This window comes from Rhodococcus sp. 15-2388-1-1a (genome assembly GCF_002259145.1).
Lineage (GTDB): Bacteria > Actinomycetota > Actinomycetes > Mycobacteriales > Mycobacteriaceae > Rhodococcoides.
This window is the reverse complement of record NZ_NPFP01000021.1, coordinates 73,900-96,571: the sequence shown is the minus strand read 5'-3', so window position 1 is coordinate 96,571 and position 22,672 is coordinate 73,900. Positions and strand designations below refer to the sequence as shown.

Here is a 22,672-nt window from a genome sequence, read left to right as displayed (position 1 = left end):
AACGGTGTTCAATGATGATGCCGTTCGACTACGAGGGGACCCGGAATGGACATTTTGCGCACGGCGCGTACACAGGTGCTCGGCGACGGCATCGCGCTCGACCGATCTCAGGTTCTCGAGGTTCTCGAGCTCGGCGACGACCGTCTCGAGGAGACGATGCTGTTGGCCCACGAGGTGCGGATGAAGTGGTGCGGGCCCGAGGTCGAGGTGGAAGGAATCATCAGCCTCAAGACCGGCGGGTGTCCCGAGGACTGCCACTTCTGTTCGCAATCCGGCCTTTTCGCGTCCCCGGTTCGTGCTGCGTGGCTCGATATCCCGTCGCTGGTCGAAGCCGCGAAGCAGACCGCGAAGACCGGAGCGACGGAATTCTGCATCGTCGCCGCGGTACGCGGACCCGACGCTCGGCTGCTCGCGCAGGTCGCCGCAGGTATCGAAGCCATCCGGAACGAGGTCGAGATCGATATCGCCTGCTCGTTGGGAATGCTCGATCAGGATCAGGTCGATCAGCTCGCGGCGATGGGTGTACATCGCTACAACCACAACCTCGAGACCTCCCGCTCGTACTTTCCGAACGTGGTGACCACCCACACGTGGGAGGAACGGTGGAACACACTGCGGATGGTGCGCGAGGCAGGCATGGAGGTGTGCTGCGGCGGAATTCTCGGTATGGGGGAGACGCTGGAGCAACGTGCCGAGTTCGCCGCCGATCTCACCGCGCTCGAACCCGACGAGGTGCCCCTGAACTTCCTCAACCCGAGACCGGGAACCCCGTTCGGAGACCTCGATGTGCTGCCTGCATCCGATGCTCTGCGCGCCGTCGCCGCGTTTCGTCTCGCTCTGCCGCGCACGATTCTCAGATTCGCCGGTGGCCGCGAGATCACTCTCGGAGATCTGGGTGCCAAGCAGGGAATTCTCGGCGGCATCAATGCCGTCATCGTCGGCAACTACCTGACGACGCTCGGTCGTCCGGCAGAGCAGGATCTCGATCTTCTCGGCGAGCTGCAGATGCCGATCAAAGCTCTCAACTCGACTATCTGATGGGCGTATTAGGGTGGGTCGAATGACGAGCGAGACCCACTTCGACCCGTACACCGGTCGGCCTGTCGACGCCGGAGCCGAGGCGGGTGCGGATTCGTTGTCGGTCGCCGTCCGGCTCGGGTTGGAGCCGCCGCGGTTCTGCGCAGAATGCGGTCGCCGCATGGTGGTCCAGATCGTCCCCGACGGGTGGACGTCGCTGTGCTCGCGTCACGGCCTCGTCGATTCGGCCGCGACGGGTAGGCGCTAGGTGGTGGTCATGTCGGACGTTCTCGAAACGCCACCACGGAGCAGCACCGTTCGTGTGCTGTCGGTGGTCGTCGGAATCTCGGTGGCAGTGTCGGCTCTGGGCGGGGTGCTGTGGGGGTTCCTGGCACCGGCGCAGCAGTTGCTCGTGGTGGCGCAGGATCGCGGGGCGGCCCTGACCGGGGAGAGCCTGCACAGCTTCGACGGCCTCGCACTGTTCGCGTTCGTGTCCCTGGCCCTCGGTCTCGTTCTCCCGATCGGGTGGTGGCTGTGGAGATCGGAGCGGGGTCCGCGGCTGTTCGGTGCCGTCTTCGTCGGTGCACTCGCCGGCTCGGTCGCTGCGGTCCTGGTGGGCAACGGGATTGCTGCTCTTCGGTTTCCGAAGGCCGGCGACCCGGCGGTCGGGTCGATCGTCACCGTTGCGCCCAGTATCGATACTCCGCTGGTGCTGATCGTTCAGGCGCTGACGGCTTCGCTGGTGATCCTGCTGCTGGCGGCGATGAATCCCAACGACAATCTGCAACACACCGATCCCGATCCGGACGACCTCGATGTCGAGTTCTTCCCGCCGCCACCGTCGTTCGACTCGAATCGAGCCGACTGACAGCAGCAGTTCACGCCTGGGGTGGCCTCAGTGCGGCGAACTCGTCGGTGACTCGAATGCTGTTGTCGGCAAAGCGAAACAGTGCAGGCGGTCTGCCACCGGCCTTGCCGGACGGCGCGCGCCGTCCGGTGGGTTCGATGACACCGCGCCGGCTCAGCACCCGCTGCAGGTTGGTGGCATCGACCTGATATCCGAGTGCGGCACCGTAGATCTCGCGCAGCGACGAGATCGCGAAATCGACCGGAGCCAGTGCGAATCCGATGTTGGTGTACGAGAGTTTCGCGACCAGTCGATGTCTCGCGTGCGCGACGACGGTTCCGTGATCGAAGGACATGTCGGGCAGTGCCGAAACCGGGTGCCATGCGGTGTCCGAGGGGAGTGTCGGTTCTGCCGAGATCGGCACCAGGCCGAGGAAGGTCGACGCGATCCGCCGATCTCCCGGTACGCGTTCGGGTTCGCTGAAGACGGACAGCTGCTCGAGGTGCGCCACCGAGCGCACGTCGACCTTCTCGGCGAGCTGACGGCGCGCGGACGCGGCGAGATTTTCGTCGTCGCGCAGGGTGCCACCGGGCAGCGACCAGGTGCCGGCCTCGGGGTCGAGCGCGCGCTGCCACAGCAGCACCCCCAGTTCCGGGGCGTCGGGGTCGGAAAAGGGTCGAACTTGGAACACCGCGATGAGTACTTCGTGGACGGTGCTACGATGAATCATGTTTTCGATCATAGGTCGAAAACTCCCTCGGAGGAAATTCGGTCACCGACGACCGGATGATCGGTGAAGGAGAACCGTCATGACCAGCAGCGCTACCCGGGTGAACATCCTGGACTCGGCATTCGCCGGAGTTCGCGACATCGTCGATGGAGCAGGTGGTTACGGGGGAGTGGAGGCAACTCCGGAATGGGCGGCCGAGGTTCGACGGCTCGCCGATCTGCGCGGCGCGACGCTGCTCGCGCACAACTACCAGCTGCCTGCGATTCAGGACGTTGCCGACCATGTCGGCGACTCGCTCGCGCTCTCGCGGATGGCCGCCGAGGTCCCCGAGGACACGATCGTGTTCTGCGGAGTTCACTTCATGGCCGAGACCGCAAAGATACTGAGCCCACAGAAAACGATCCTCATCCCGGACCAGCGCGCCGGCTGCTCACTGGCCGATTCCATCACCGCAGACCAGCTCCGCGAATGGAAGGCCGATTTTCCGGACGCCGTCGTCGTCTCGTACGTCAACACCACCGCCGAGATCAAAGCACTGACCGACATCTGCTGCACCTCGTCGAACGCCGTCGAGGTGGTCGAGTCGATCGATCCGGGCCGCGACATCCTGTTCCTGCCGGACCAGTTCCTCGGCGCGCACGTCAAGCGCGTCACCGGGCGCGAGAACCTGCACATCTGGGCCGGAGAATGCCACGTACACGCCGGTATCAACGGTGACGAGTTGGCCGAGAAGTCTCGCACCCACCCCGATGCCGAGCTGTACGTGCACCCCGAATGCGGTTGCGCCACATCGGCTCTGTACCTCGCAGGCGAGGGATTCGTGCCCGCGGACAAGGTCAAGATCCTCTCCACCGGCGGCATGCTCGACGCTGCCCGCACCACCGCGTCCAAGCAGGTTCTGGTCGCCACCGAGATCGGCATGCTGCATCAGCTGCGGATGGCGGCACCCGACGTCGACTTCCTCGCCGTCAACGACCGCGCATCGTGCGGCTACATGAAGATGATCACCCCTGCTGCTCTGCTGCGCTGCCTCGTCGAGGGGCGCGACGAGGTGCACGTCGATCTCGAGACCGCGAACATCGCGAGCAAGTCGGTGCAGCGGATGATCGAGATCGGTACCCCGGGCGGCGGCGAGTGAATCCAACGGTCGCGTGGGAAACCGCGGCCGATCTCGTCGTCGTCGGCGGTGGAATTGCCGGACTCACCGCGGCCCGGACTGCGGCGGCCCGCGGCCTGCGGGTGGCGACCGTCAGTAAGGGGCATTCCACCGACACGGCGACGCAGTACGCCCAGGGTGGGATCGCGGTCGTCGGTCCCGCACTCGAGGATTCGATCGAATCGCATGTGGCCGACACCTGCGTTGCCGGTGCAGGCCTGTGCGACGAGGACGCAGTGCGCTCCATCGTCTCGGGCGGACGCGCGGCGATCACCTCGCTCGAAGCTGCGGGTGCCGAGTTCGATCGCGCTGCCGACGGCTCCGTCGCGCGCACCAGGGAGGGCGGCCACAGTGTGCGCCGCATCATCCATGCCGGCGGCGACGCCACCGGGGCCGAGGTGCAGCGCACCCTCGACGGTGCAGTGCCGACGGTGCAGTTCGACACCACCGCTCTGCGGGTGCTGACCACCGACGGCGAGGTCGTCGGCCTCCTCGTGCGCGGGCCTCGCGGCGTCGGCGTCGTTCATTGCCCGACGGTTCTCCTGGCCACCGGCGGACTGGGACAGCTGTACTCGTGCAGCACCAACCCACCGGGTGCGACGGCCGACGGCATCGCACTCGCCCTCGATGCAGGTGCACGGATCGCGGATCTGGAATTCGTGCAGTTCCATCCGACGGTGCTGTTCGCCGCCGGGTCCACGGGCCGTCGTCCGTTGATCAGCGAGGCGGTACGCGGCGAGGGTGCCCATCTGGTCGATGTCGCAGGCCGTGCGTTCATGGCCGGAGTGCACCCGCTCGGTGACCTCGCGCCCCGCGACGTGGTGTCCCGGGCCATCGCCGAACTGCTGCACGAGCGCGGTGACGACCACGTGCTGCTGGACGCCCGCCTCGTGGAGCACTTCCACGAGCGATTCCCGACCGTGACCGCCTCGTGCCTCGAGGCCGGAATCGATCCGGCGACGGACCTGATCCCGGTGGCACCCGCAGCGCACTACTCGTGCGGGGGCGTGGCGACGGATACATCCGGGCGCACCTCGGTTCCCGGCTTGCTCGCCGCAGGCGAAGTGGCGCGCACCGGCTTACACGGCGCCAATAGATTGGCGTCGAACAGCCTGCTCGAGGGTCTCGTCGTCGGTGAACGCGCGGCCTACGTGGCTGCCGAACGGGTCGGCCGACACGGCAGCATTTCGGATGTCGCATTGCCCACGTATCGCCGCATCGACCGCGCGGTGCTGCAGCGAACCATGACCGCCGAGGTCGGTGTCGTACGCGATGCAACTGGTCTTGCTGCGGCGCAACGCGTCCTGGCCCACGGTGTCGTGTCGGAACCGCCGGTCGATGCACGTGCTGTCGAGGATGCTGCGTTGACCGCTGCGGCGGAGGTCATCGTGCTGGCCGCGAACCACCGCCGTGAGAGCAGAGGGTGCCACACCCGACGGGATTTCCACGAGAGTGCACCGGCGCAACGTCGAAGCCTGCACATCGAACGAGATCCCGAGGGACGGTTGGCGATCGTGAACGACGAAGTGATGACGGGAGCACGCTGACATGACGGATACTGCGAACGAGGTGAACCCGGGCGTCGATCGCGCCGAGGTACTCGCACTGATTCGGACCGCGCTCGACGAGGACCTGCGGTTCGGACCCGACATCACCACGCTGGCAACGGTTTCCGAGGATGCCATCGCCACGGCGTCGGTGGTCTCGCGTCACTTCGGCACGATCGCCGGGATCGATGTCGGCCTCCTGGTTCTCGACGAGGTGATCGGAGCCGACGGATACTCCGTCGTGCATCGCATCGAGGACGGATCCGAAGTCGAACCAGGACAAGCCGTGCTGACGGTCGAGGCCCCGACTCGGGGCTTGCTCACTGCCGAACGCACGATGCTCAACATCGTCTGCCATCTCTCGGGGATCGCCACCGCGACGGCCGGCTGGGTCGCCGAGGTCGCAGACACCGAGTGCAAGATCCGGGACAGTCGAAAAACGTTGCCGGGGTTGCGTTCGCTGCAGAAGTACGCGGTGCGTGCCGGTGGCGGCGTCAATCACCGGATGGGTCTGGGCGATGCTGCGCTGATCAAGGACAATCACGTGGCAGCGGCCGGTTCGGTCGTCGCTGCGTTGAACGCGGTGCGGGCCGCTGCGCCGAACATCGCCTGTGAAGTGGAGGTCGACAGCCTCGAGCAACTCGACCAGGTGCTCGCAGAGAACGTCGAACTGGTTCTGCTGGACAACTTCGCGCTGTGGCAGACGCAGATGGCCGTGCAACGTCGCGATACGTTCGCGCCGCAGACCAAGCTGGAATCCTCGGGCGGACTGACCGTCGACGTGGCACGGGACTACGCGCGCACGGGGGTCGACTTCCTCGCGGTGGGCGGTCTGACACACTCGGTGACAGTGCTCGATCTCGGCCTGGACATGTAGTCGAGCCTCGCAATGTGAGGAATTCGTACGAAGATGGAAGTTCAGAGTGTCCGCCTCGACAGTTGGATCTGGGCGGTCCGGTTGTTCAAGACGCGGTCTGCCGCCGCTGCTGCCTGCCGCGGCGGCCACGTCCGTGTCAACGGAACTCCTGCCAAACCCGGGCATCGCATCGGCCCCGACGACGAGATCAGGCTCCGGTCCGACGGAGTGGAGAAGATCGTCGTCGTGGTGCGTGCCATCGGCAAACGCGTCGGCGCAGCGGTCGTTCCCGAGTGCTTGATCGATCGCAGTCCGCCGCCGCCCCCGAAAGAAGTTCTGGCTTCCGTACCGAGACGGGATCGAGGGGCGGGTAGGCCCACCAAGCGCGATCGTCGTGAGATCGACCGACTGCGGGGCCTTGGCCTCTAGTGCGCCCGGTTCTTCGCAGGGTGTGAGCCCGTCTAGCGGCGCTTTCCGCTGCGTCGGGCGTTCGTCTTCGTCTTGGCAACGGGGCGAGCAGGTTTGGAGGGGTGCGCTTTCTTCTTCTTGACCGGTGCCTCGTCCGATGCACCGCGCGAGCTGCGGGTCGACCGTCCTCGAACGATACCGATGAACTCCTCGATGCGGTCGTCCTCGTGTTCTGCGACCCAGGCCAACGCAATCTGGGACTGCTCTATGTCGGTCACAGGGCGGTAGACGAGATCTTTGCGCGCGTTGAATCGGGCCACCGAGTGCGGCACTATTGCCACCCCCAGCCCGGCAGCCACGTACTCGAAAGTCTCCGCGACGGTATTCATCGGCGGTAGTTCCGGGCGGTTGCCGACTTCGAGTTCCGTTGCCACAGCTGCCCATTCGGGTACCGTCGCGGGATCGGCCAGCAGATGCTCGTCGGCGAGATCGCTCGCGGTGACCGAATCGAATGCGGCGACTGCATGGTCCTTCGGGACCACCACGACCTGGACTTCCTGATACAGGCCGATGGCGTTGAGGCCCTGACGATCGAGCGGCGGTCGGACGAAGCTCACATCGACCGTTCCGTCGCGCAACGCCGCCACCTGTGTCTCGGGTGTGGTCGCGACCACGGAGAGCGTGACATCGGGGAACCGATCAGCCCAGATGCGCGTCCACTTCGTCAGCGTCACTCCCTCGGCGTACCCGATGGTGAACGTGGTCGGCTCGGCAGCAGCAACCTGCGCGAGTTCCGAGAGTCGATCGTCCTCGGCGATCTCCACCAGCGCCCGCTCGAGCAGAGCGCGGCCGTCCTCGGTGAGCTCGGTGGGGGATGCCCCGGGCACGAACAGATCGACGCCGAGCTGTTCCTCGAGTTCCACGACCGTCTTGCTCAAGCGGATTCGCGAGATTCCCAGTGACTGAGCAGCGCGCGCGAAATGCAGTTGCTGCGCCACCGCCGCGTACCAGCGCAGTGTCTGCACATCGATGTTCACGGTGTCGAGCCTATGGGACGACGCGGACCGGGAGCGACCGTGGCGTCGAGAGTGCCGATGGCCGGATAAGCTGTTCCGGTGAGCCCGGAGAACAAGCAGCAGACCATGAAGCCATTGACCGCGGCGAACAAGCTCGGCATCTACCTTCCCGCAGCACCCGAAGAGTTCCAGAACTCGATGGTCAGCAGGTCCGAACTGGACGCACTGCGCAGCGATCCGCCGCAGTGGTTGACCGAACTGCAGACCAACGGACCCTTCCCCCGCGACGTCATCGCGAAGAAGCTGGGCGTGTCCATCGCGGGGCTGGGCCGTGGTGGTGTCACCGAGGCGCTGACCAGCGAGGCGATCGAGGAACTCGTTGCCAGCCCACCGCAGTGGCTCGTCCGGGAGCGTCGCACCCAGATTCAGGTGCGCAAGGATGCCGAACGCATCAAGGAGAAGCAGGAAGCGCGTCGTACGTCGGGCAACCGACCGACCAAGCTGCGCAACCTCTAGCTCGAGACGATCCCGTCGAGGTAGAGCCACCGGCCGTCCACGCGGACGAAGCGGCTCACCTCACTCATCGAGCCCGCCCCGCCCGGATGCTTGTATCGAGCTCGGAACTCGACGGTTCCCGCGTCGTCGAACAGCCCGCCGGCGTCGGTCGCGAGAATGTCGAGTCGGTACCACCGTTGATCGGGGTCCAACTCCAGCTCGGCCGGTGCGGTGTCGGGATGCCACGATGCGCGGAGATAGTCCACGTCTGCGACGGCGAACGCAGTGAATCGAGATCGCATCAGCTTCTCGGCTGTCGGCGCGCTCGCATCGCCGCGCAGGTACGGCTCGCAGCACGCGTCGAATGTGTCACCGCTCGAACACGGACACCGCCGACTCACTCGTCGACAACCTCGACCGTATAGGTGCCTAGTTCGTGCTCGTCGCGCTTGCCGACGTCCTGGATCCAGGTGTTGGCCTCGAGGAGTGTGTCGAACAGTCCCAACGGAATCGGGTCACCGCCGAGGGCGTTCTTCATGATCACGCGGTATTTCCTCACGGTGTCACGCGCCGGACGGTCGCAAGGAACGTTGCAGCAGCGAAGAACATCCCGGCGAACGTGCGATTCATCGTTCTCTGCTGGCGCTGCGAGCGCATCAGCCGCAGAACCCGAGATGCCAGCGAGGTGTATCCGGTCATCACCAACATGTCGACCGCGACCATCGTGGCCGCGATGACGAGGTACTGAGTGAGCAGAGGCCGCGCTGGATCGAGGAATTGGGGAAGGACGGCAACCATGAACACGACGGCCTTCGGGTTGCTGGCGTTGACGAGGAATCCTCGTACCAGCATCGTCGTTCCGCGATCGGCCACCGCGGGGGCGTCGGCGACGTCGGTCGGGGCTGCCCGCCACTGCCGAATGCCCAGGTAGACCAGGTATGCGACACCGAACCACTTGATGGCAGTGAACGCGAGCGCCGAGCTGGCGAGCACTGCCCCCAGTCCGACAGCGACGATGCCGATCTGCAGGAGCAGACCGATCTGCAGACCGAAGATGTTCCAGTATCCGCGGCGCAGGCCGTAGCGAAGCCCGGTGGACATCGACGCGATGGCGCCTGCACCGGGGGAGAGACTGATGACGATGCTCGCGCCGAGGAAGGCGAGCCACACTGACCAGGACATGCGTTCATTGAACTACGACCGTCAACTCGAATTCGGCCCGGCCGTGGGTGTCGAACGCGCCGAAGCAGGGTAGGCCACCGAGATGGCAGACATCAGAAGTATCGACACCGGCCCCCAGCAGGTCACCCGGCAGACCGAAGTTCGGGCACCGGCATCCGAATTGTTCGACATCGTGGCCGATCCCAACCGGCACGGTGAGCTCGACGGGTCCGGGACGGTCAAGGACACCGTCCGCGGCCCCGATCGACTGAGCACCGGCGCGAAGTTCTCCGTCGGCATGAAGCAGTACGGCGTGCCGTACAAGATCACCAGCACCGTCACCGAGTTCGTCGACGCCGACAAGCACAAGGTGATCGAGTGGCAGCACCCGATGGGGCACACCTGGCGCTGGGAGTTCGAGGAGAAGCAGCCGGGGCTGACCACGGTCACCGAGAGCTTCAAGTACGGCACCGCCAAGGTCCCGAAGATGCTCGAGCTGTTCAAGATGCCGCAGAAGAATGCCCAGGGCCTCGAGCGCACGCTGCACAACCTCGCTGCCCGCTACGCCTGACAGATCTGGCGACAGCCCTCGCTGTCCACAATTCGCGTTCGGATGCACAACCGACGATCGACGACGCGAATTGTGGACACCGAGGTGTCCCTTGCCCTGATCTATTCTGACCGGCATGCCGATCGATCCCGACACCAAGAACTGGACCTGGGTACTCGAGCGAGCGTGCCCGGATTGCGGGTTCGACTCGAGTGCCGTCGACTACGACGCAATCCCGGACCTGATCCGCGCCGACGTCGAGCGTTGGGAAGCGGTTCTGCGGCGCGAGAACGTTGCACTGCGTCCCGACGACTCGACGTGGTCCGCGCTCGAATACTCCGCGCACGTACGTGACGCGCACCGCATCTTCCGGACCCGGCTCGCACTGGTGTTGACCGAGGACGATCCCGAGTTCGCGAACTGGGACCAGGACGCCACCGCGCTGGCCGAGGACTACAACTCCCAGAATCCTGCGGAGGTGGCGTCGGAACTCGGCGACGCCGCCCGCGCTCTGGCCGACGATTTCGCCGCTGTACCGCCGGAGAATCGGCATCGGACCGGTCGGCGCAGCGACGGATCGAACTTCTCGGTCGAATCACTGGCCGCCTACTACATTCACGACCCCATCCATCATCTGTGGGACGTGCGGGGCTGAGCGGAATTCGGTGGAACTATCCTGGGTGTTCGAACCACACTGTTTCGACCGAACCCCGGCTTCGACCGAACTCCGGCATCGAACCGACTTCACGAAGGGGCCCACTATGCCTGCCCGCATCGAGCTCGCCCGCGTCGATCTACGCGGACGAACTCCATCCACCGCCGAACTACGCGGCGCACTTCCCCGAGGCGGAGTGGATGTCGATTCGGTGCTGCATCAGGTTCGCCCTGTCGTCGACGCGGTCAAGGAGCGCGGTACCGACGCGGCCCTCGAGTTCAGCGAGAAGTTCGACGGAGTCCGACCGGACCGCGTTCGCGTCCCGCAGGAAGAACTGGTCAAGGCCCTCGCAGAGCTCGACTCCGATGTTCGCGCTGCCCTCGAGGTCGCCATCGAACGGACCCGCCTGGTGCACTCGGATCAGCGCAGAACCGACCACACCACCCAGGTGGTACCCGGCGGCACCGTGACCGAACGCTGGATCCCCGTCGATCGCGTCGGCCTGTACGTGCCCGGCGGCAACGCTGTGTACCCGTCGTCGGTCGTGATGAACGTGGTGCCCGCGCAGATCGCCGGCGTCGGATCTCTGGTGGTGGCGTCGCCGCCGCAGAAGAACTTCGGCGGACTGCCGCACCCGACGATCTTGGCTGCGGCGCAGCTGCTCGGCGTCGACGAGGTCTGGGCGGTCGGCGGTGGCCAGGGTGTCGCGCTGCTCACCTACGGAGGCGTCGACACCGACGGCGGCGAGTTGGCACCGGTCGATCTGATCACCGGTCCGGGCAACATCTACGTCACGGCGGCCAAGCGGCTGTGTCGCTCGCTCATCGGAATCGACTCCGAGGCAGGACCGACCGAGATCGCGATTCTCGCCGACGCCACCGCGGACCCGATTCACGTGGCGGCGGACCTCATCAGCCAGGCCGAACACGACGTCATGGCGGCCAGTGTGTTGGTCACCGACAGCATCGAACTGGCCGATGCCGTGGACCGGGCCGTCAACGCACAGATGGCGTCCACCCGGCATGCAGAGCGCGTGGCCACCGCACTGAACGGAAGCCAGTCCGGCATCGTGCTGGTCGACGACGTCACGCAGGGATTGGCCGTGGTCAACGCCTACGCCGCCGAGCATCTCGAGATTCAGACGAAGGACGCGTCCGACGTCGCATCCCGGGTGCGCAGCGCCGGTGCCGTGTTCGTCGGAGCGTGGTCGCCGGTGAGCCTCGGTGACTACTGCGCCGGCTCCAACCACGTACTTCCGACGGCGGGATGCGCACGCCACTCGTCCGGCCTGAGTGTGCAGACGTTCCTGCGCGGCATCCATGTGGTGGACTACAGCGAAGCCGCGCTGAAAGATGTTGCGGCGCACGTCATTGCGCTGGCCAACGCGGAGGATCTCCCGGCTCACGGAGAAGCGGTGCGGCTGCGGTTCGAGGGGCTGCGTACCGGTGATCCATCATGACCGATGCTCTGGGACAAGCGGTCTCGCTGGACGACCTCCCGCTGCGTGAGGCACTGATCGGCAAGTCACCGTACGGTGCGCCGCAGCTCACCGTGCCGGTTCAGTTGAACACCAACGAAAATCCGCACCCGCCGACGCAAGCGTTGATCGACGATGTGGCGGACTCCGTTCGGCTCGCCGCCGGTCAGCTGCACCGCTACCCGGATCGCGATGCGGAGGAGTTGCGGGCCGACCTCGCTCGCTACCTCACCGAGCAGACCGGCTTCGCTGTCGACACCGCCAACGTGTGGGCGGCCAACGGGTCCAACGAAATTCTGCAGCAGTTGCTGCAGGCGTTCGGGGGACCGGATCGCACCGCGCTCGGCTTCGTGCCGTCCTACTCGATGCACCCGATCATCTCCTCCGGGACCCAGACCGAATGGATTCCGGCGAAGCGTCGGGCAGATTTCTCTCTCGATGTCGACTACGCAGTGCAGGCGATCGAAGAACGAAAGCCCGACGTCGTGTTCGTCACCAGCCCCAACAATCCGACGGGCCACAGCATCGACGAGGCGGATCTGCGCCGAATCCTCGACGCCGCACCGGGAATCGTGGTGGTCGACGAGGCCTATGCGGAATTCTCCTCTGCGCCCAGCGCGATCGGGTTGATCGAGAGCTACCCCAGCAAGATCGTGGTCAGCCGAACCATGAGCAAGGCGTTCGCGTTCGCCGGCGGTCGGCTGGGATATCTGGTGGCTGCCCCGGCCGTCGTCGACGCAATGCTGTTGGTGCGCTTGCCCTATCACCTCTCGGTCGTCACACAGGCAGCTGCGCGGGCGGCGCTACGGCACGCCTCGGACACTCTCGGGAGCGTGGCCGAACTCTCCGCCGAACGAGATCGGGTGGCAGCGGCTCTCGGCCACCAGGGGTACGACGTGGTGCCGTCCGACGCCAACTTCCTGCTCTTCGGCCGGTTCTCCGATGCGGCCGCGACCTGGCAGCGGTACCTGGACGACGGCGTGCTCATCCGGGACGTCGGAATTCCCGGGTATCTTCGCGTCACCATCGGACTGGCGCACGAGAACGACCGATTCCTCACCGTCAGCGCAGCACTCGCATCGACCGAAACAGCAGAGGCACCGAAGTGACAACACCCGCTCCCCGCATCGCCAAGATCGAGCGCACCACCAAGGAATCCGACATCTCGGTCGAGCTGAACCTCGACGGGACCGGCATCGTCGACATCTCCACCGGCGTTCCGTTCTACGACCACATGCTCACCGCGCTCGGCACCCATGCTCGTTTCGACCTGACGGTGCGCGCGAAGGGCGACATCGAGATCGAGGCGCACCACACCGTCGAGGACACCGCGATCGTGCTCGGGCAAGCTCTCGGCCAGGCCCTCGGCGACAAGGCGGGCATCACTCGGTTCGGCGACTCGTTCATTCCGATGGACGAAACGCTCGTGCACGCGGCTGTCGATGTGTCCGGTCGTCCGTACTGCGTACACACCGGTGAGCCCGACTACATGGTGCACTCGGTGATCGGCGGCTACCCCGGTGTTCCGTACTCCACCGTGATCAACAAGCACGTGTTCGAGACGCTGGCCTCGAACGCTCGGATCGCACTGCACGTCCGGGTGATCTACGGCCGCGATCAGCACCACATCACCGAAGCCGAGTTCAAGGCCGTGGCTCGGGCACTGCGTCAGGCCACCGAGTACGACCCTCGCGTGACCGGTGTGCTGTCCACCAAGGGAAGTCTGTGATCGGTCGATCGGCGCTCGTGCGTTGAGTGGCCTGAGCTCCATCCGCGGTCTTCCGGCCGCGATGGCCATGGGCGCGGCCTCCTTCGGCGGGTGGGGGTTGCTGCTCCCGGTGGTTCCCCTCGCGGTGTCCCAGTCGGGGGCATCGGACGCGGTGGCCGCGGCCAGTACCGCGATCTTCATGGCCACGACGGTGATCACTCAGCTGTTCGTGCCGGGCATGCTGATGCGAGTCGGCCACCGCGCGGTTCTGGCCGCCGGGTGTCTGCTTCTCGGGCTCCCTGCACTGCTGTTCATCGTCTCGGTCGAGGCTGTACCGGCGCTGGCGGTGTCCGCCCTGCGGGGCACCGGATTCGGAATGTTGACCGTCGCCGGTGCCGCCATCGTCGCCGAGCTCGCTCCGACAGCGCTGCTCGGCCGGGCGACGGGCGCGCAGGGCATCGCCGTCGCCTTGGCTCAGATGGTCACGCTGCCATTGGGTCTGGTGATATTCGCGGCGAGTCCTACTGCCGTGTTCGTACTCGGTGCTCTGGTGCCCGCAGCAGGCCTGATCGGCGTGGCGCTGTTGCCGCCGACCCGACCCGCGCCGCAGCCGCCGAGGATCGAGCGGGTTCGCCTCGACGTTCGTCAATTCCTGGTGCCGTGTCTCGTCGTGGCCTCGGTGTCCGCGGCCTACGGGGGAATCACCAGTCTGCTGCCCATCGCCGAATCGAACCGAGCCGCGATGATCGGACTCGCACTGGCCGTCGTCAGTGCCTCGATGCTCGTCGGGCGTTACGCCGCTGGCTCGGTGGCGGACCGCATCGGAATCGGACGCTCTGTGCTTCCGGCGCTGGTGTCGGCGGCGATCGGCATCGCCCTGTTCGCGATCGCTGCGCTCGGCAACATGCCCGCGGCGCTGTTCTTCGTCGCAGCCGTCCTGTTCGGAATCGGGTACGGCGCATGCCAGAACGACAGCCTCGTGATGGCATTCGACGCAGCCGGACCCGCCCGCTACAGCAGCGCGAGCGCCGTCTGGAACATCAGCTTCGACGCGGGCACCGGGGCGGGCGCACTCGCCCTCGGTGTCCTCGCGACAAGTGTGGGGTACACCGCGGGATTCACCGCAGCCGCTGCCACGGTGGTTCTCGTCGCGGCGGTGGCGCTCATCGCGAGACCACGCCCCGATAGACTCCGCGCATGACTTCTGTGGTGTTGCTCGATTACGGCTCGGGCAATCTGCACTCGGCGAAGAGGGCTCTGGCCCGGGTCGGTGCCGATGTGACCGTGACCTCGGACTTCGACGAGGCCCTGAATGCAGAAGCGCTGGTCGTTCCCGGTGTCGGTGCGTTCGCCGCCTGCATGGAAGGTCTGCTGGCTGTGAAGGGCGATCGCATCATCGGGCGTCGTCTCGCCGGTGGGCGTCCCGTGCTCGGTATCTGCGTCGGAATGCAGATCCTGTTCGACCGCGGCGTCGAATTCGGTGTCGAAGCCAACGGGTGCGGGGAGTGGCCGGGAACGGTCGAGCGCCTGCAGGCCGAGGTGCTGCCGCACATGGGCTGGAACACCGTCGAGGCACCGGAGAAGAGCGTGCTGTTCGACGGCATCGATCCCGAGACCCGGTTCTATTTCGTCCACTCCTACGCTGCCCAGCAGTGGGAGCTCGAACCCAGCGACACCATCGCTGCGCCGTTGCTCACGTGGGCCGATCACGGCGGCCGATTCCTCGCTGCCGTGGAGAACGGCGCTCTCTCGGCCACTCAGTTCCACCCGGAGAAGTCCGGTGACGCCGGGGCTGCGCTGCTGGAGAACTGGGTCCGATCGGTGTGAGCGACCGCGAGTTCTCACTCGGGCGCTTGGCCTTTCGCGCACTCGGTTCCGCTGTGATCGTGCTCGCCCTTGCGACGGCACTGATCGCTGTGCTGCAGCCGAGTGCCGGGGTGGGTCTGGTCATCGCGTTGGCCGGTGTGGTCGGCGCGATCGCGGCCATGGGTGTGGTGTCCACGCGCATGACGCGCAAGGAACTCCGGTAGGACGACAGACGACCCGTTTTGAGTTCACAGCCGCTCGGCCCGTAGCATAACCGCACGTGAGCCTGGTCTTATTGCCTGCTGTCGATGTCGCAGGCGGCGAAGCTGTCCGTCTCGTTCAAGGAGAAGCAGGAAGCGAAACGAAGTACGGGTCGCCTCGCGACGCTGCACTCGCGTGGCAGAACGACGGCGCCGAGTGGGTCCATCTCGTGGATCTCGACGCCGCGTTCGGACGCGGATCCAACCGCGAGCTGCTGGCGTCCGTCGTCGGCGAGCTCGACGTCAAGGTGGAGCTGTCCGGCGGAATTCGTGACGACGAGTCGCTGCGCGCGGCGCTGGCGACCGGTTGCGCGCGAGTCAATCTCGGCACCGCGGCCCTCGAAGATCCGCAGTGGTGCTCCCGCGCGATCGGCGAGTTCGGCGATCGCGTTGCCGTCGGTCTGGACGTGCTGATCGTCGACGGAGCACCGCGGTTGCGCGGTCGCGGCTGGGTGAGCGACGGCGGCGACCTGTGGGAGGTTCTCGAGCGGCTCGAACGCGACGGGTGCTCACGCTACGTCGTCACCGACGTCACCAAGGACGGCACGTTGACCGGGCCCAACCTGGAACTGCTCGCCGACGTGTGTGCCAAGACCGACAAGCCGGTCATCGCATCGGGCGGCGTGTCCACGATCGCGGACCTGGAAGCGATTGCCGGACTGGTCGACCGCGGCGTGGAGGGTTCCATCGTCGGAAAGGCGCTGTACGCCGGACGTTTCACGCTCCCGGACGCCCTCGCTGCGGTGTCGCGGTAACACAGGGATGACCCTTCCCGAGGAACCGACTCGTCTGCTCGAGATCGCCGGTGGTCTGCTCGACGGCATCCACGATCGGTTCGTCGCCGGCGTCGGCGCGCCGAGCGCAGTGCAGAAGGGCCCCGACGACTTCGCCACTGCGGTGGATCTGGAACTCGAGCGGCGGCTCGGTGCGGAATTGCTCGAGGCCACCGGAATCGCCGTTCACGGTGAGGAGTTCGGCGGACCGGATCTGAACTCGGGACTCGTCTGGGTGCTGGACCCGATCGACGGCACCTTCAACTACTCGTCGGGATTGCCCTCGGCCGGAACGTTGTTGGCGTTGCTCGACGATGGAGAACCGGTCCTCGGACTCACCTGGCTGCCGTTGGTGGATCAGCGTTTCGCCGCTGTGGCGGGCGGCCCCCTGATGCTCAACGGTGTCGCGCTTCCGGCACTGCAGCCGAAAGTGCTGCGCGAATCCATGATCGGCTTCGGTGCGTTCAATGTCGCCAGCCGCGGTTCGCTGCCGGGTCGGTTCCGGTTCCGCATCCTCGAAGAGTTGTCGATGCATTCCTCGCGATTGCGGATGCACGGTGCCACCGGGGTCGATCTGGCCTACACGGCCAGTGGCGTCCTCGGCGGCGCGGTCGTATTCGGTCACCGGGCCTGGGACAATGCGGCCGGTGCGCTGCTGGTGCGCGCGGCAGGCGGAATCGTCACCGACCTCGCGGGCGAACCCTGGACGGTCGACTCGGCGTCGGTCCTCGCAGCCGGACCGGGAGTGCACGAACAATTGCTGAAGGTGATCACCGAACTCGGTGATCCCGTCGACTATCTGGAAGGACCGGTGCGATGAGCGTCGCGGTCAGAGTGATTCCGTGCCTGGACGTCGACGCCGGACGTGTCGTCAAGGGAGTGAACTTCGAAAACCTCCGTGACGCAGGCGATCCCGTGGAGCTCGCTGCCGCCTACGACGCGCAGGGTGCCGACGAACTGACCTTCCTCGACGTCACCGCGTCGACGTCGGACAGAGGCACGATGCTCGACGTCGTCAGCCGCACCGCCGAGCAGGTGTTCATCCCGCTCACCGTCGGCGGGGGAGTGCGCACCGTCGCCGATGTGGATCGACTGCTGCGAGCCGGGGCGGACAAGGTCAGTGTCAACACCGCAGCGATCGCCCGGCCGGAGTTGCTGCGTGAGCTCAGCGAACGGTTCGGCTCACAGTGCATCGTGCTCTCGGTCGACGCCCGAACCGTCCCCCAGGGGCAGCAGGACACCCCGTCGGGCTGGGAGGTCACCACGCACGGCGGCAAACGTGGCACCGGCATCGACGCCGTCGAATGGGCGGTACGTGGTGCAGAACTGGGCGTCGGAGAGATTCTGCTCAATTCGATGGACGCCGACGGAACGAAGGCCGGATTCGATCTGCCGATGATCGCCGCCGTCCGGTCCGCGGTACATGTGCCGGTGATCGCCAGCGGCGGAGCAGGCGTGGTGGAACACTTTTCGCCGGCCGTGCACGCCGGAGCGGACGCGGTGCTTGCCGCGAGCGTGTTCCATTTCGGCGATCTCACCATCGGCCAGGTCAAAGATGCGATGCGCGCCGAGCACATCGTCGTTCGATAGCGAAGAGGATTTCCGATGACACTCGATCCCACGCTGTCCGCGCGGCTCAAGCGCAACGAGGCCGGGCTGTTCAGCGCTGTCGTGCAGGAACGGTCGACCGGTCAGGTACTCATGGTGGCGTGGATGGACGACGAGGCACTCGCTCGAACCCTCGAAACCCGCAAGGGCACTTACTATTCCAGGTCCAGGCAGCAGTACTGGGTCAAGGGTGAGACGTCGGGTCACACGCAGTACGTGCACGAGGTTCGGCTCGACTGCGACGGTGACACCGTGCTCCTGATCGTCGATCAGGTCGGCGCGGCGTGCCACACCGGCACACATACCTGCTTCGATGCCGACGTCCTGTTGGGCCCCGACACTCAGGCGTGACCGGTTCCCGCTGCAATTCCCTTGTCCAACTGCGCCAGCAGAGTCGAACTCAGGGTCGCGAGCTGCTCGACCTCCGCGTCGGACAGACCCTCGAACACCAGCGACTGCACCGTGCCGACGTGCCCGGGCGCCGCTTCCACCACCTTGGCCATGCCTGCGTCGGTCAGTACCGCATAGGAACCGCGGCTGCCCGGGATGCTCTCGCGCTTGACCCACCCGGCCTTCTCGAGCTTCGTCACCACGTGTGACAGGCGCGAGAGCGAGGCGTTCGCGTACTCGGCCAGATCGCGGAGTTGGATCCGTCGCTGTGGATTCTCGCTGACCGTGGCGAGGACGAAGTAGTCGAAGTGGGTCAGTTGCGAATCGCGCTGCAACTGCGCGTCCAACGCTGCCGGCAACCGAGTGACCAGAGCGACGAGTGATCGCCAGGCCTCCTGCTGACTCTCGGTGAGCCAACGGGGATCCACCGTGTGTTGCGGTGTCGCCGACGTATCCATCGCGGGGAACCTCTCGATCAAGTTAGTTGTTGCCTGCACATGATGCCTCGAGGTTCCCCCCACCCGAGGCATCGCGTCGGACAGTGCTTTAGGTGCGATGTGCCCGCAGGTACTCCAGAGCCTTGTCCGCATGCGCTTCGAACCGTACTTCGCTGGAGAAGGTCTCGAGGACCTTCCGGTCGGTGCCGATGACGAACGTCGCGCGCTTCACCGGGGACAGCTTGGCCAGCAGACCGCGCTTGACGCCGAACGCGGTGGCGACGGTGCCGTCCTCGTCGGAGAGCAGCGGGTAGTCGAAGGATTTCGAGGCGGCGAACTCTGCCTGCTTGGCGACGGCATCGGCACTGATGCCGACACGGGTTGCTCCGACCTCGGCGAACTCCGATGCCAGGTCCCGGAAGTGGCACGCCTCGGCGGTGCACCCGGGGGTGAATGCAGCGGGGTAGAAGAACAGCACTATCGGACCGTTCGCCAGCAATTCGGTCAGTGTTCGGGTCTCTCCGGTCTGGTCCGGCAGGGAAAAATCGGGAACGAGCTCGCCTGGTTTCATGCTCGGCAGGTTACCGCGAGCGCCGACCCTGCACCCGAACCTGGGAGGATGGTGGCATGCACGGCGAGACGACCACCGACCCCAGCCCCACTCCCGACACCGAGAACTCGGACTCGACCACCTCGCGTGAGGTGTTCCGGCATCTCGCCGCAGAGCACCGCGTGGTGCCCGTGACGCGAAAGGTGCTCGCCGACTCCGAGACTCCTCTGTCGGCGTATCGCAAGCTCGGTGCCGACCGACCCGGAACCTTCTTGCTCGAGTCCGCACAGAACGGCAGTTCGTGGTCCAGGTGGTCGTTCATCGGTGCAGGTGCTCCGGCATCGCTCACGGTCATCGACGGTGAGGCCGCGTGGCGTGGCAACGTCCCCGCCGGGGTGCCGAGCGGCGGCGATCCTCTCGAAGTGCTGGCGCGGACATTGGAGCTGCTGCACTCGGAGCGGCTGCCGGGTCTGCCCCCGTTGACCGGTGGCATGGTGGGTTACCTCGGATACGACTCGGTGCGGCGCATCGAGAAACTGCCCGAGCACGCGCAGGACGACCTCGGTGTTCCGGAGATGGTCATGCTGCTCGCCACCGATCTCGCGGCCGTCGACCATCACGAAGGCGCGATCACCCTGATCGCGAACGCGGTGAACTGGAACGGCACCGACGATCACGTCGACGAGGCGTACGACGACGCGGTGCGCCGTCTCGATCGCATGTGTGCGGACCTGTCGAAGCCCGCTGCCTCCACCGTCTCCACCGTGTCCAGGCCCGCGCCGCAGTTCCGCCGGCAGCGTACGTCCGAGGGCTTCGGTGCCGACGTCGCTCGCCTGGTCGAGGAGATCGAAGCAGGGGAGGCGTTCCAGGTGGTGCTGTCCCAGCGTTTCGAGATGGACACCGATGCGTCACCCCTCGACGTCTACCGAATGCTGCGGGCCTCCAATCCCAGCCCGTACATGTATCTGATGCACGTACCGGGCGAGAACGACGAGACGGCGTTCTCCATCGTCGGATCGAGCCCCGAGGCATTGGTGACGGTGGTCGACGGTCTGGCCACCACACATCCGATCGCGGGTACGCGTTGGCGCGGCACGTCCGAGGAAGAGGACGTGCTGCTCGAGAAGGATCTGCTCGCCGACGAGAAGGAGAACGCCGAGCACCTGATGCTCGTCGATCTGGGCCGCAACGATCTCGGACGTGTCTGCGCTCCCGGCACCGTGCGCGTGAGCGACTACCGCCACATCGAGCGATACAGCCACGTCATGCATCTGGTGTCGACGGTCACCGGACGGTTGGCCGAGGGCAAGCGCGCCCTCGACGCGGTCAAGGCCTGCTTCCCGGCAGGCACCCTGTCCGGGGCACCGAAGGTACGCGCTATGGAACTGATCGACGAGCTGGAGCCGACGCGACGCGGCATCTACGGCGGCATCGTCGGCTACCTCGACTTCGCGGGCGACGCCGACACTGCCATCTCGATTCGCACCGCCCTCATTAAGGACGGCACCGCGTACGTCCAGGCCGGGGCAGGCGTCGTGGCCGACTCGGTTGCCGAATACGAGGACGACGAGGCGCGGAACAAGGCGATGGCGGTGCTGGGAGCCGTCGCCGCAGCGGAATCGCTTCGTGAGGTCGGTGGCCGATGAGCGAGCGATCCGGTCGCCGCGGGTCGGCCGCTCTCCCCGTCGCCCTTCTGGTGGTTGCAGCGGTGTGCCTGTGGGGCGCGTCGAGAATGACCTGGGTCCGGGTGACGTCGTTCGACGGACTCGGCGAGAGCCGGACCGACGAGCTTCTCGGCAGCACCTGGGCTGCCGCCACGACGCCGCTCGCGCTGGTGCTGGTGGCCGCGATCGCCGCGTCGTTCGCCGTGCGGGGGTGGGCCTCTCGGGTGCTGGCCCTGTTGATCGCCGTTGTGGCCGTGGCGGCTGCGATTCCGGCAGTTCGATTGCTCACCGCCGGGGCGTCGGATTCGGAGTCCGCGGCGCTCGCGGGGCTTCCGGCACGCGCCCAGGTCTCGATGACGGACGTCTCGGTTCTGCCGGCGATCGTCACCCTCGTCGGTGCCGTCTGCGCCTTCGCTGCTGCCGTGGTGTCGATTCGGAAAACGTTTGCCACGCAGGTACTCTCGTCCAAGTACGACGCCCCGGCGGTGCGTCGCGACGAGGTCGCTCGGCGCGCGCGCACCACGGCATCCGGTGCCGGCGTGCAGGACGAGGGAGAGGACCTCACCGAACGCATGATGTGGGACGCGCTCGACGCCGGTGAAGACCCTACCGACGAGTCCGGTACCCGGCGTTCGTCGGATTGAAACGGACCTCTACGCTAGGTCCGACCCCGATGAGATTCCTCACATCGGACGTCGACGCTCAGAAAGGACTGGGGGCACCATGACTGTTCTCGACTCGATTCTCGACGGTGTACGAGCCGACGTGGCCGCGCGCGAATCGGTGGTCGATTTCGCCGCCGTGAAAGCAGCAGCGAAAGCAGCCCCGGCCCCCCTCGACGCGGCAGCCGCCCTCCGTGAGGACGGTATCGGCGTCATCGCCGAAGTGAAGCGGGCGAGCCCGTCCAAGGGCGCGTTGGCAGACATCGGTGATCCAGCTGTTCTCGCTCGCGCATACGAGCAGGGCGGCGCTCGCATCATCAGCGTCCTCACCGAAGAGCGTCGCTTTCACGGATCTCTCGCAGACCTCGACGCGGTTCGTGCCGCCGTCTCGATTCCTGTGCTGCGCAAGGACTTCATCGTCGGTCCGTATCAGATCCACGAGGCTCGGGCGCACGGTGCCGACGTCATCCTGCTGATCGTCGCGGCTCTCGAACAGGACGCGTTGACGTCGTTGCTCGATCGCACCGAGTCGCTGGGTATGACGGCGCTGGTCGAGGTGCACACCGAGGCCGAGGCGGATCGCGCCCTCGAGGCCGGTGCCAGCGTCATCGGCATCAACGCCCGCAATCTGAAGACGCTCGAGATCGATCGTGACAGCTTCGGCCGGATCGCGCCCGGGTTGCCCAGCGAGATCATTCGTATCGCGGAGTCCGGGGTGCGGGGCACTGCAGATCTGCTCGCCTACGCCGGTGCCGGTGCCGACGCGGTACTCGTCGGCGAGGGCTTGGTCACCGCAGGGGATCCGCGCACGGCCGTCTCGGACCTGGTGACGGCGGGAACGCATCCGTCGTGCCCCAAGCCCGCACGCTGACCCGGCACCCGACCCGAGCGCGGCGGCG

At 66.2% G+C, this 22,672-nt stretch carries 30 protein-coding genes; 23 read left to right on the top strand and 7 right to left on the bottom strand.

The window, feature by feature from the left end; translation table 11 throughout:
• Positions 1-45 precede the first annotated feature (45 nt).
• Genes bioB through CH302_RS14290 form a run of 3 tightly spaced genes read left to right on the top strand, consistent with a single transcriptional unit; the run spans position 46 to position 1,885 of the window.
• Positions 46-1,038 (top strand): biotin synthase BioB, encoded by a 993-nt coding sequence (gene bioB / locus CH302_RS14300; protein ID WP_037192736.1) that lies wholly within the window; start codon positions 46-48, stop codon positions 1,036-1,038.
• 22 nt (positions 1,039-1,060) lie between these two features.
• Positions 1,061-1,285 carry a biotin synthase auxiliary protein BsaP gene (bsaP, locus tag CH302_RS14295; RefSeq protein WP_037192732.1) on the top strand — a complete coding sequence of 75 codons (225 nt, stop codon included), beginning with the start codon at positions 1,061-1,063 and terminating at the stop codon, positions 1,283-1,285.
• Between the two features lie 9 nt (positions 1,286-1,294).
• A complete protein-coding gene (locus CH302_RS14290; RefSeq protein WP_037193483.1) occupies positions 1,295-1,885 on the top strand; it encodes a DUF2567 domain-containing protein in 591 nt (196 codons plus the stop codon).
• Between the two features lie 10 nt (positions 1,886-1,895).
• On the opposite strand, the gene CH302_RS14285 is transcribed toward CH302_RS14290, so the two are convergent.
• Positions 1,896-2,594, bottom strand: a complete 699-nt coding sequence (locus CH302_RS14285) for an NUDIX hydrolase (RefSeq protein WP_037193481.1) — start codon at positions 2,592-2,594, stop codon at positions 1,896-1,898.
• 79 nt (positions 2,595-2,673) lie between these two features.
• On the opposite strand from CH302_RS14285, the gene nadA reads away from it, so the two are divergent.
• From nadA to CH302_RS14265, 4 genes are read left to right on the top strand one after another with little or no spacing between them, the layout of a single operon-like run.
• A complete protein-coding gene (gene nadA, locus CH302_RS14280; RefSeq protein WP_052047833.1) occupies positions 2,674-3,732 on the top strand; it encodes a quinolinate synthase NadA in 1,059 nt (352 codons plus the stop codon).
• Entirely contained in the window at positions 3,729-5,297 is a 1,569-nt protein-coding gene (locus CH302_RS14275) for an L-aspartate oxidase (protein ID WP_037192730.1), read from the top strand. Before nadA ends, CH302_RS14275 begins: the two co-directional genes overlap by 4 nt.
• 1 nt (position 5,298) lies before the next feature.
• Positions 5,299-6,174, top strand: a complete 876-nt coding sequence (nadC, locus tag CH302_RS14270) for a carboxylating nicotinate-nucleotide diphosphorylase (protein WP_037192728.1) — start codon at positions 5,299-5,301, stop codon at positions 6,172-6,174.
• A gap of 33 nt (positions 6,175-6,207) precedes the next feature.
• Complete coding sequence (locus CH302_RS14265; RefSeq protein WP_037192726.1) at positions 6,208-6,582, top strand: RNA-binding S4 domain-containing protein; 375 nt, start codon at positions 6,208-6,210, stop codon at positions 6,580-6,582.
• A 32-nt stretch (positions 6,583-6,614) separates the two neighbouring features.
• Here CH302_RS14265 and CH302_RS14260 read toward each other — a convergent pair whose 3' ends face one another.
• Complete coding sequence (locus CH302_RS14260; protein WP_037192724.1) at positions 6,615-7,598, bottom strand: LysR family transcriptional regulator; 984 nt, start codon at positions 7,596-7,598, stop codon at positions 6,615-6,617.
• Positions 7,599-7,676: 78 nt separating this feature from the next.
• Between CH302_RS14260 and CH302_RS14255 the strand changes: the two genes are divergently transcribed.
• Positions 7,677-8,093 carry a DUF5997 family protein gene (locus CH302_RS14255; RefSeq protein ID WP_037192721.1) on the top strand — a complete coding sequence of 139 codons (417 nt, stop codon included), beginning with the start codon at positions 7,677-7,679 and terminating at the stop codon, positions 8,091-8,093.
• Here the strand turns inward: CH302_RS14255 and CH302_RS14250 are convergent.
• The 3 genes from CH302_RS14250 to rhtB are packed head-to-tail and all read right to left on the bottom strand — an operon-like array spanning position 8,090 to position 9,254.
• A complete protein-coding gene (locus CH302_RS14250; RefSeq protein WP_037192719.1) occupies positions 8,090-8,473 on the bottom strand; it encodes a YchJ family protein in 384 nt (127 codons plus the stop codon). The genes CH302_RS14255 and CH302_RS14250 overlap by 4 nt on opposite strands.
• A complete protein-coding gene (locus CH302_RS30075; RefSeq protein ID WP_155292933.1) occupies positions 8,470-8,616 on the bottom strand; it encodes a hypothetical protein in 147 nt (48 codons plus the stop codon). Before CH302_RS30075 ends, CH302_RS14250 begins: the two co-directional genes overlap by 4 nt.
• An 11-nt stretch (positions 8,617-8,627) precedes the next feature.
• The gene (gene rhtB / locus CH302_RS14245; protein ID WP_037192717.1) at positions 8,628-9,254 is read right to left on the bottom strand and encodes a homoserine/homoserine lactone efflux protein; all 627 of its coding nucleotides are present in this window, start codon (positions 9,252-9,254) and stop codon (positions 8,628-8,630) included.
• Between the two features lie 82 nt (positions 9,255-9,336).
• Here rhtB and CH302_RS14240 point away from each other — a divergent pair, with 82 nt between their 5' ends.
• The 12 genes from CH302_RS14240 to hisI all read left to right on the top strand — a co-directional run bounded on the left by CH302_RS14240 (position 9,337) and on the right by hisI (position 18,421).
• Positions 9,337-9,804, top strand: coding sequence for an SRPBCC family protein (locus CH302_RS14240; protein WP_037192714.1), 468 nt, complete (start codon positions 9,337-9,339; stop codon positions 9,802-9,804).
• Between the two features lie 115 nt (positions 9,805-9,919).
• A complete protein-coding gene (locus tag CH302_RS14235) occupies positions 9,920-10,438 on the top strand; it encodes a DinB family protein (protein ID WP_037192712.1) in 519 nt (172 codons plus the stop codon).
• A 106-nt stretch (positions 10,439-10,544) separates the two neighbouring features.
• Positions 10,545-11,897 carry a histidinol dehydrogenase gene (gene hisD, locus CH302_RS14230; protein WP_037193476.1) on the top strand — a complete coding sequence of 451 codons (1,353 nt, stop codon included), beginning with the start codon at positions 10,545-10,547 and terminating at the stop codon, positions 11,895-11,897.
• Positions 11,894-13,024: a histidinol-phosphate transaminase gene (locus CH302_RS14225; protein ID WP_037192710.1), complete on the top strand. Its 1,131-nt coding sequence runs from the start codon at positions 11,894-11,896 to the stop codon at positions 13,022-13,024. The genes hisD and CH302_RS14225 overlap by 4 nt, the downstream gene beginning before the upstream one ends.
• On the top strand, positions 13,021-13,644 hold the full coding sequence (hisB, locus tag CH302_RS14220; RefSeq protein ID WP_032394340.1) for an imidazoleglycerol-phosphate dehydratase HisB: 624 nt from the start codon (positions 13,021-13,023) through the stop codon (positions 13,642-13,644). Before CH302_RS14225 ends, hisB begins: the two co-directional genes overlap by 4 nt.
• Before the next feature lie 61 nt (positions 13,645-13,705).
• Positions 13,706-14,824 carry an MFS transporter gene (locus CH302_RS14215; RefSeq protein WP_037193474.1) on the top strand — a complete coding sequence of 373 codons (1,119 nt, stop codon included), beginning with the start codon at positions 13,706-13,708 and terminating at the stop codon, positions 14,822-14,824.
• Entirely contained in the window at positions 14,821-15,450 is a 630-nt protein-coding gene (gene hisH / locus CH302_RS14210; protein WP_037192708.1) for an imidazole glycerol phosphate synthase subunit HisH, read from the top strand. Before CH302_RS14215 ends, hisH begins: the two co-directional genes overlap by 4 nt.
• Positions 15,447-15,653 carry a hypothetical protein gene (locus CH302_RS14205; RefSeq protein WP_037192707.1) on the top strand — a complete coding sequence of 69 codons (207 nt, stop codon included), beginning with the start codon at positions 15,447-15,449 and terminating at the stop codon, positions 15,651-15,653. Before hisH ends, CH302_RS14205 begins: the two co-directional genes overlap by 4 nt.
• Before the next feature lie 56 nt (positions 15,654-15,709).
• Entirely contained in the window at positions 15,710-16,444 is a 735-nt protein-coding gene (gene priA, locus CH302_RS14200) for a bifunctional 1-(5-phosphoribosyl)-5-((5-phosphoribosylamino)methylideneamino)imidazole-4-carboxamide isomerase/phosphoribosylanthranilate isomerase PriA (RefSeq protein ID WP_008715867.1), read from the top strand.
• 7 nt (positions 16,445-16,451) lie between these two features.
• Positions 16,452-17,282 carry an inositol monophosphatase family protein gene (locus CH302_RS14195; RefSeq protein WP_037192705.1) on the top strand — a complete coding sequence of 277 codons (831 nt, stop codon included), beginning with the start codon at positions 16,452-16,454 and terminating at the stop codon, positions 17,280-17,282.
• Positions 17,279-18,052, top strand: coding sequence for an imidazole glycerol phosphate synthase subunit HisF (gene hisF, locus CH302_RS14190; protein WP_037192703.1), 774 nt, complete (start codon positions 17,279-17,281; stop codon positions 18,050-18,052). Before CH302_RS14195 ends, hisF begins: the two co-directional genes overlap by 4 nt.
• A 15-nt stretch (positions 18,053-18,067) precedes the next feature.
• Positions 18,068-18,421, top strand: coding sequence for a phosphoribosyl-AMP cyclohydrolase (gene hisI, locus CH302_RS14185; RefSeq protein WP_037192701.1), 354 nt, complete (start codon positions 18,068-18,070; stop codon positions 18,419-18,421).
• On the opposite strand, the gene CH302_RS14180 is transcribed toward hisI, so the two are convergent.
• Together CH302_RS14180 and CH302_RS14175 are read right to left on the bottom strand one after the other, a co-directional pair.
• Positions 18,412-18,918 (bottom strand): MarR family winged helix-turn-helix transcriptional regulator, encoded by a 507-nt coding sequence (locus CH302_RS14180; protein ID WP_037192699.1) that lies wholly within the window; start codon positions 18,916-18,918, stop codon positions 18,412-18,414. The genes hisI and CH302_RS14180 overlap by 10 nt on opposite strands.
• An 88-nt stretch (positions 18,919-19,006) precedes the next feature.
• Complete coding sequence (locus CH302_RS14175) at positions 19,007-19,468, bottom strand: peroxiredoxin (protein WP_037192697.1); 462 nt, start codon at positions 19,466-19,468, stop codon at positions 19,007-19,009.
• A 56-nt stretch (positions 19,469-19,524) separates the two neighbouring features.
• Here CH302_RS14175 and CH302_RS14170 point away from each other — a divergent pair, with 56 nt between their 5' ends.
• From CH302_RS14170 to trpC, 3 genes are all read left to right on the top strand, one after another.
• Complete coding sequence (locus tag CH302_RS14170; protein ID WP_037192694.1) at positions 19,525-21,093, top strand: anthranilate synthase component I; 1,569 nt, start codon at positions 19,525-19,527, stop codon at positions 21,091-21,093.
• Positions 21,090-21,755 carry a TIGR02234 family membrane protein gene (locus tag CH302_RS14165; RefSeq protein WP_037192692.1) on the top strand — a complete coding sequence of 222 codons (666 nt, stop codon included), beginning with the start codon at positions 21,090-21,092 and terminating at the stop codon, positions 21,753-21,755. The genes CH302_RS14170 and CH302_RS14165 overlap by 4 nt, the downstream gene beginning before the upstream one ends.
• Before the next feature lie 79 nt (positions 21,756-21,834).
• Positions 21,835-22,644: an indole-3-glycerol phosphate synthase TrpC gene (trpC, locus tag CH302_RS14160; RefSeq protein WP_037192691.1), complete on the top strand. Its 810-nt coding sequence runs from the start codon at positions 21,835-21,837 to the stop codon at positions 22,642-22,644.
• The last annotated feature ends 28 nt before the right edge of the window (positions 22,645-22,672 follow it).

What these genes read in the sequence shown, in the direction of transcription:
- bioB (WP_037192736.1), top strand. Translation starts at nt 46, where the DNA reads ATGGACATTTTGCGCACGGCGCGTACACAGGTGCTCGGCGACGGCATC.
- bsaP (WP_037192732.1), top strand. Translation starts at nt 1,061, where the DNA reads ATGACGAGCGAGACCCACTTCGACCCGTACACCGGTCGGCCTGTCGAC.
- CH302_RS14290 (WP_037193483.1), top strand. Translation starts at nt 1,295, where the DNA reads ATGTCGGACGTTCTCGAAACGCCACCACGGAGCAGCACCGTTCGTGTG.
- CH302_RS14285 (WP_037193481.1), bottom strand. Translation starts at nt 2,594, where the DNA reads ATGATTCATCGTAGCACCGTCCACGAAGTACTCATCGCGGTGTTCCAA.
- nadA (WP_052047833.1), top strand. Translation starts at nt 2,674, where the DNA reads ATGACCAGCAGCGCTACCCGGGTGAACATCCTGGACTCGGCATTCGCC.
- nadC (WP_037192728.1), top strand. Translation starts at nt 5,299, where the DNA reads ATGACGGATACTGCGAACGAGGTGAACCCGGGCGTCGATCGCGCCGAG.
- CH302_RS14265 (WP_037192726.1), top strand. Translation starts at nt 6,208, where the DNA reads ATGGAAGTTCAGAGTGTCCGCCTCGACAGTTGGATCTGGGCGGTCCGG.
- rhtB (WP_037192717.1), bottom strand. Translation starts at nt 9,254, where the DNA reads ATGTCCTGGTCAGTGTGGCTCGCCTTCCTCGGCGCGAGCATCGTCATC.
- CH302_RS14240 (WP_037192714.1), top strand. Translation starts at nt 9,337, where the DNA reads ATGGCAGACATCAGAAGTATCGACACCGGCCCCCAGCAGGTCACCCGG.
- CH302_RS14235 (WP_037192712.1), top strand. Translation starts at nt 9,920, where the DNA reads ATGCCGATCGATCCCGACACCAAGAACTGGACCTGGGTACTCGAGCGA.
- hisD (WP_037193476.1), top strand. Translation starts at nt 10,545, where the DNA reads ATGCCTGCCCGCATCGAGCTCGCCCGCGTCGATCTACGCGGACGAACT.
- CH302_RS14225 (WP_037192710.1), top strand. Translation starts at nt 11,894, where the DNA reads ATGACCGATGCTCTGGGACAAGCGGTCTCGCTGGACGACCTCCCGCTG.
- CH302_RS14215 (WP_037193474.1), top strand. Translation starts at nt 13,706, where the DNA reads ATGGCCATGGGCGCGGCCTCCTTCGGCGGGTGGGGGTTGCTGCTCCCG.
- hisH (WP_037192708.1), top strand. Translation starts at nt 14,821, where the DNA reads ATGACTTCTGTGGTGTTGCTCGATTACGGCTCGGGCAATCTGCACTCG.
- CH302_RS14195 (WP_037192705.1), top strand. Translation starts at nt 16,452, where the DNA reads ATGACCCTTCCCGAGGAACCGACTCGTCTGCTCGAGATCGCCGGTGGT.
- hisF (WP_037192703.1), top strand. Translation starts at nt 17,279, where the DNA reads ATGAGCGTCGCGGTCAGAGTGATTCCGTGCCTGGACGTCGACGCCGGA.
- hisI (WP_037192701.1), top strand. Translation starts at nt 18,068, where the DNA reads ATGACACTCGATCCCACGCTGTCCGCGCGGCTCAAGCGCAACGAGGCC.
- CH302_RS14180 (WP_037192699.1), bottom strand. Translation starts at nt 18,918, where the DNA reads ATGGATACGTCGGCGACACCGCAACACACGGTGGATCCCCGTTGGCTC.
- CH302_RS14175 (WP_037192697.1), bottom strand. Translation starts at nt 19,468, where the DNA reads ATGAAACCAGGCGAGCTCGTTCCCGATTTTTCCCTGCCGGACCAGACC.
- CH302_RS14170 (WP_037192694.1), top strand. Translation starts at nt 19,525, where the DNA reads ATGCACGGCGAGACGACCACCGACCCCAGCCCCACTCCCGACACCGAG.
- CH302_RS14165 (WP_037192692.1), top strand. Translation starts at nt 21,090, where the DNA reads ATGAGCGAGCGATCCGGTCGCCGCGGGTCGGCCGCTCTCCCCGTCGCC.
- trpC (WP_037192691.1), top strand. Translation starts at nt 21,835, where the DNA reads ATGACTGTTCTCGACTCGATTCTCGACGGTGTACGAGCCGACGTGGCC.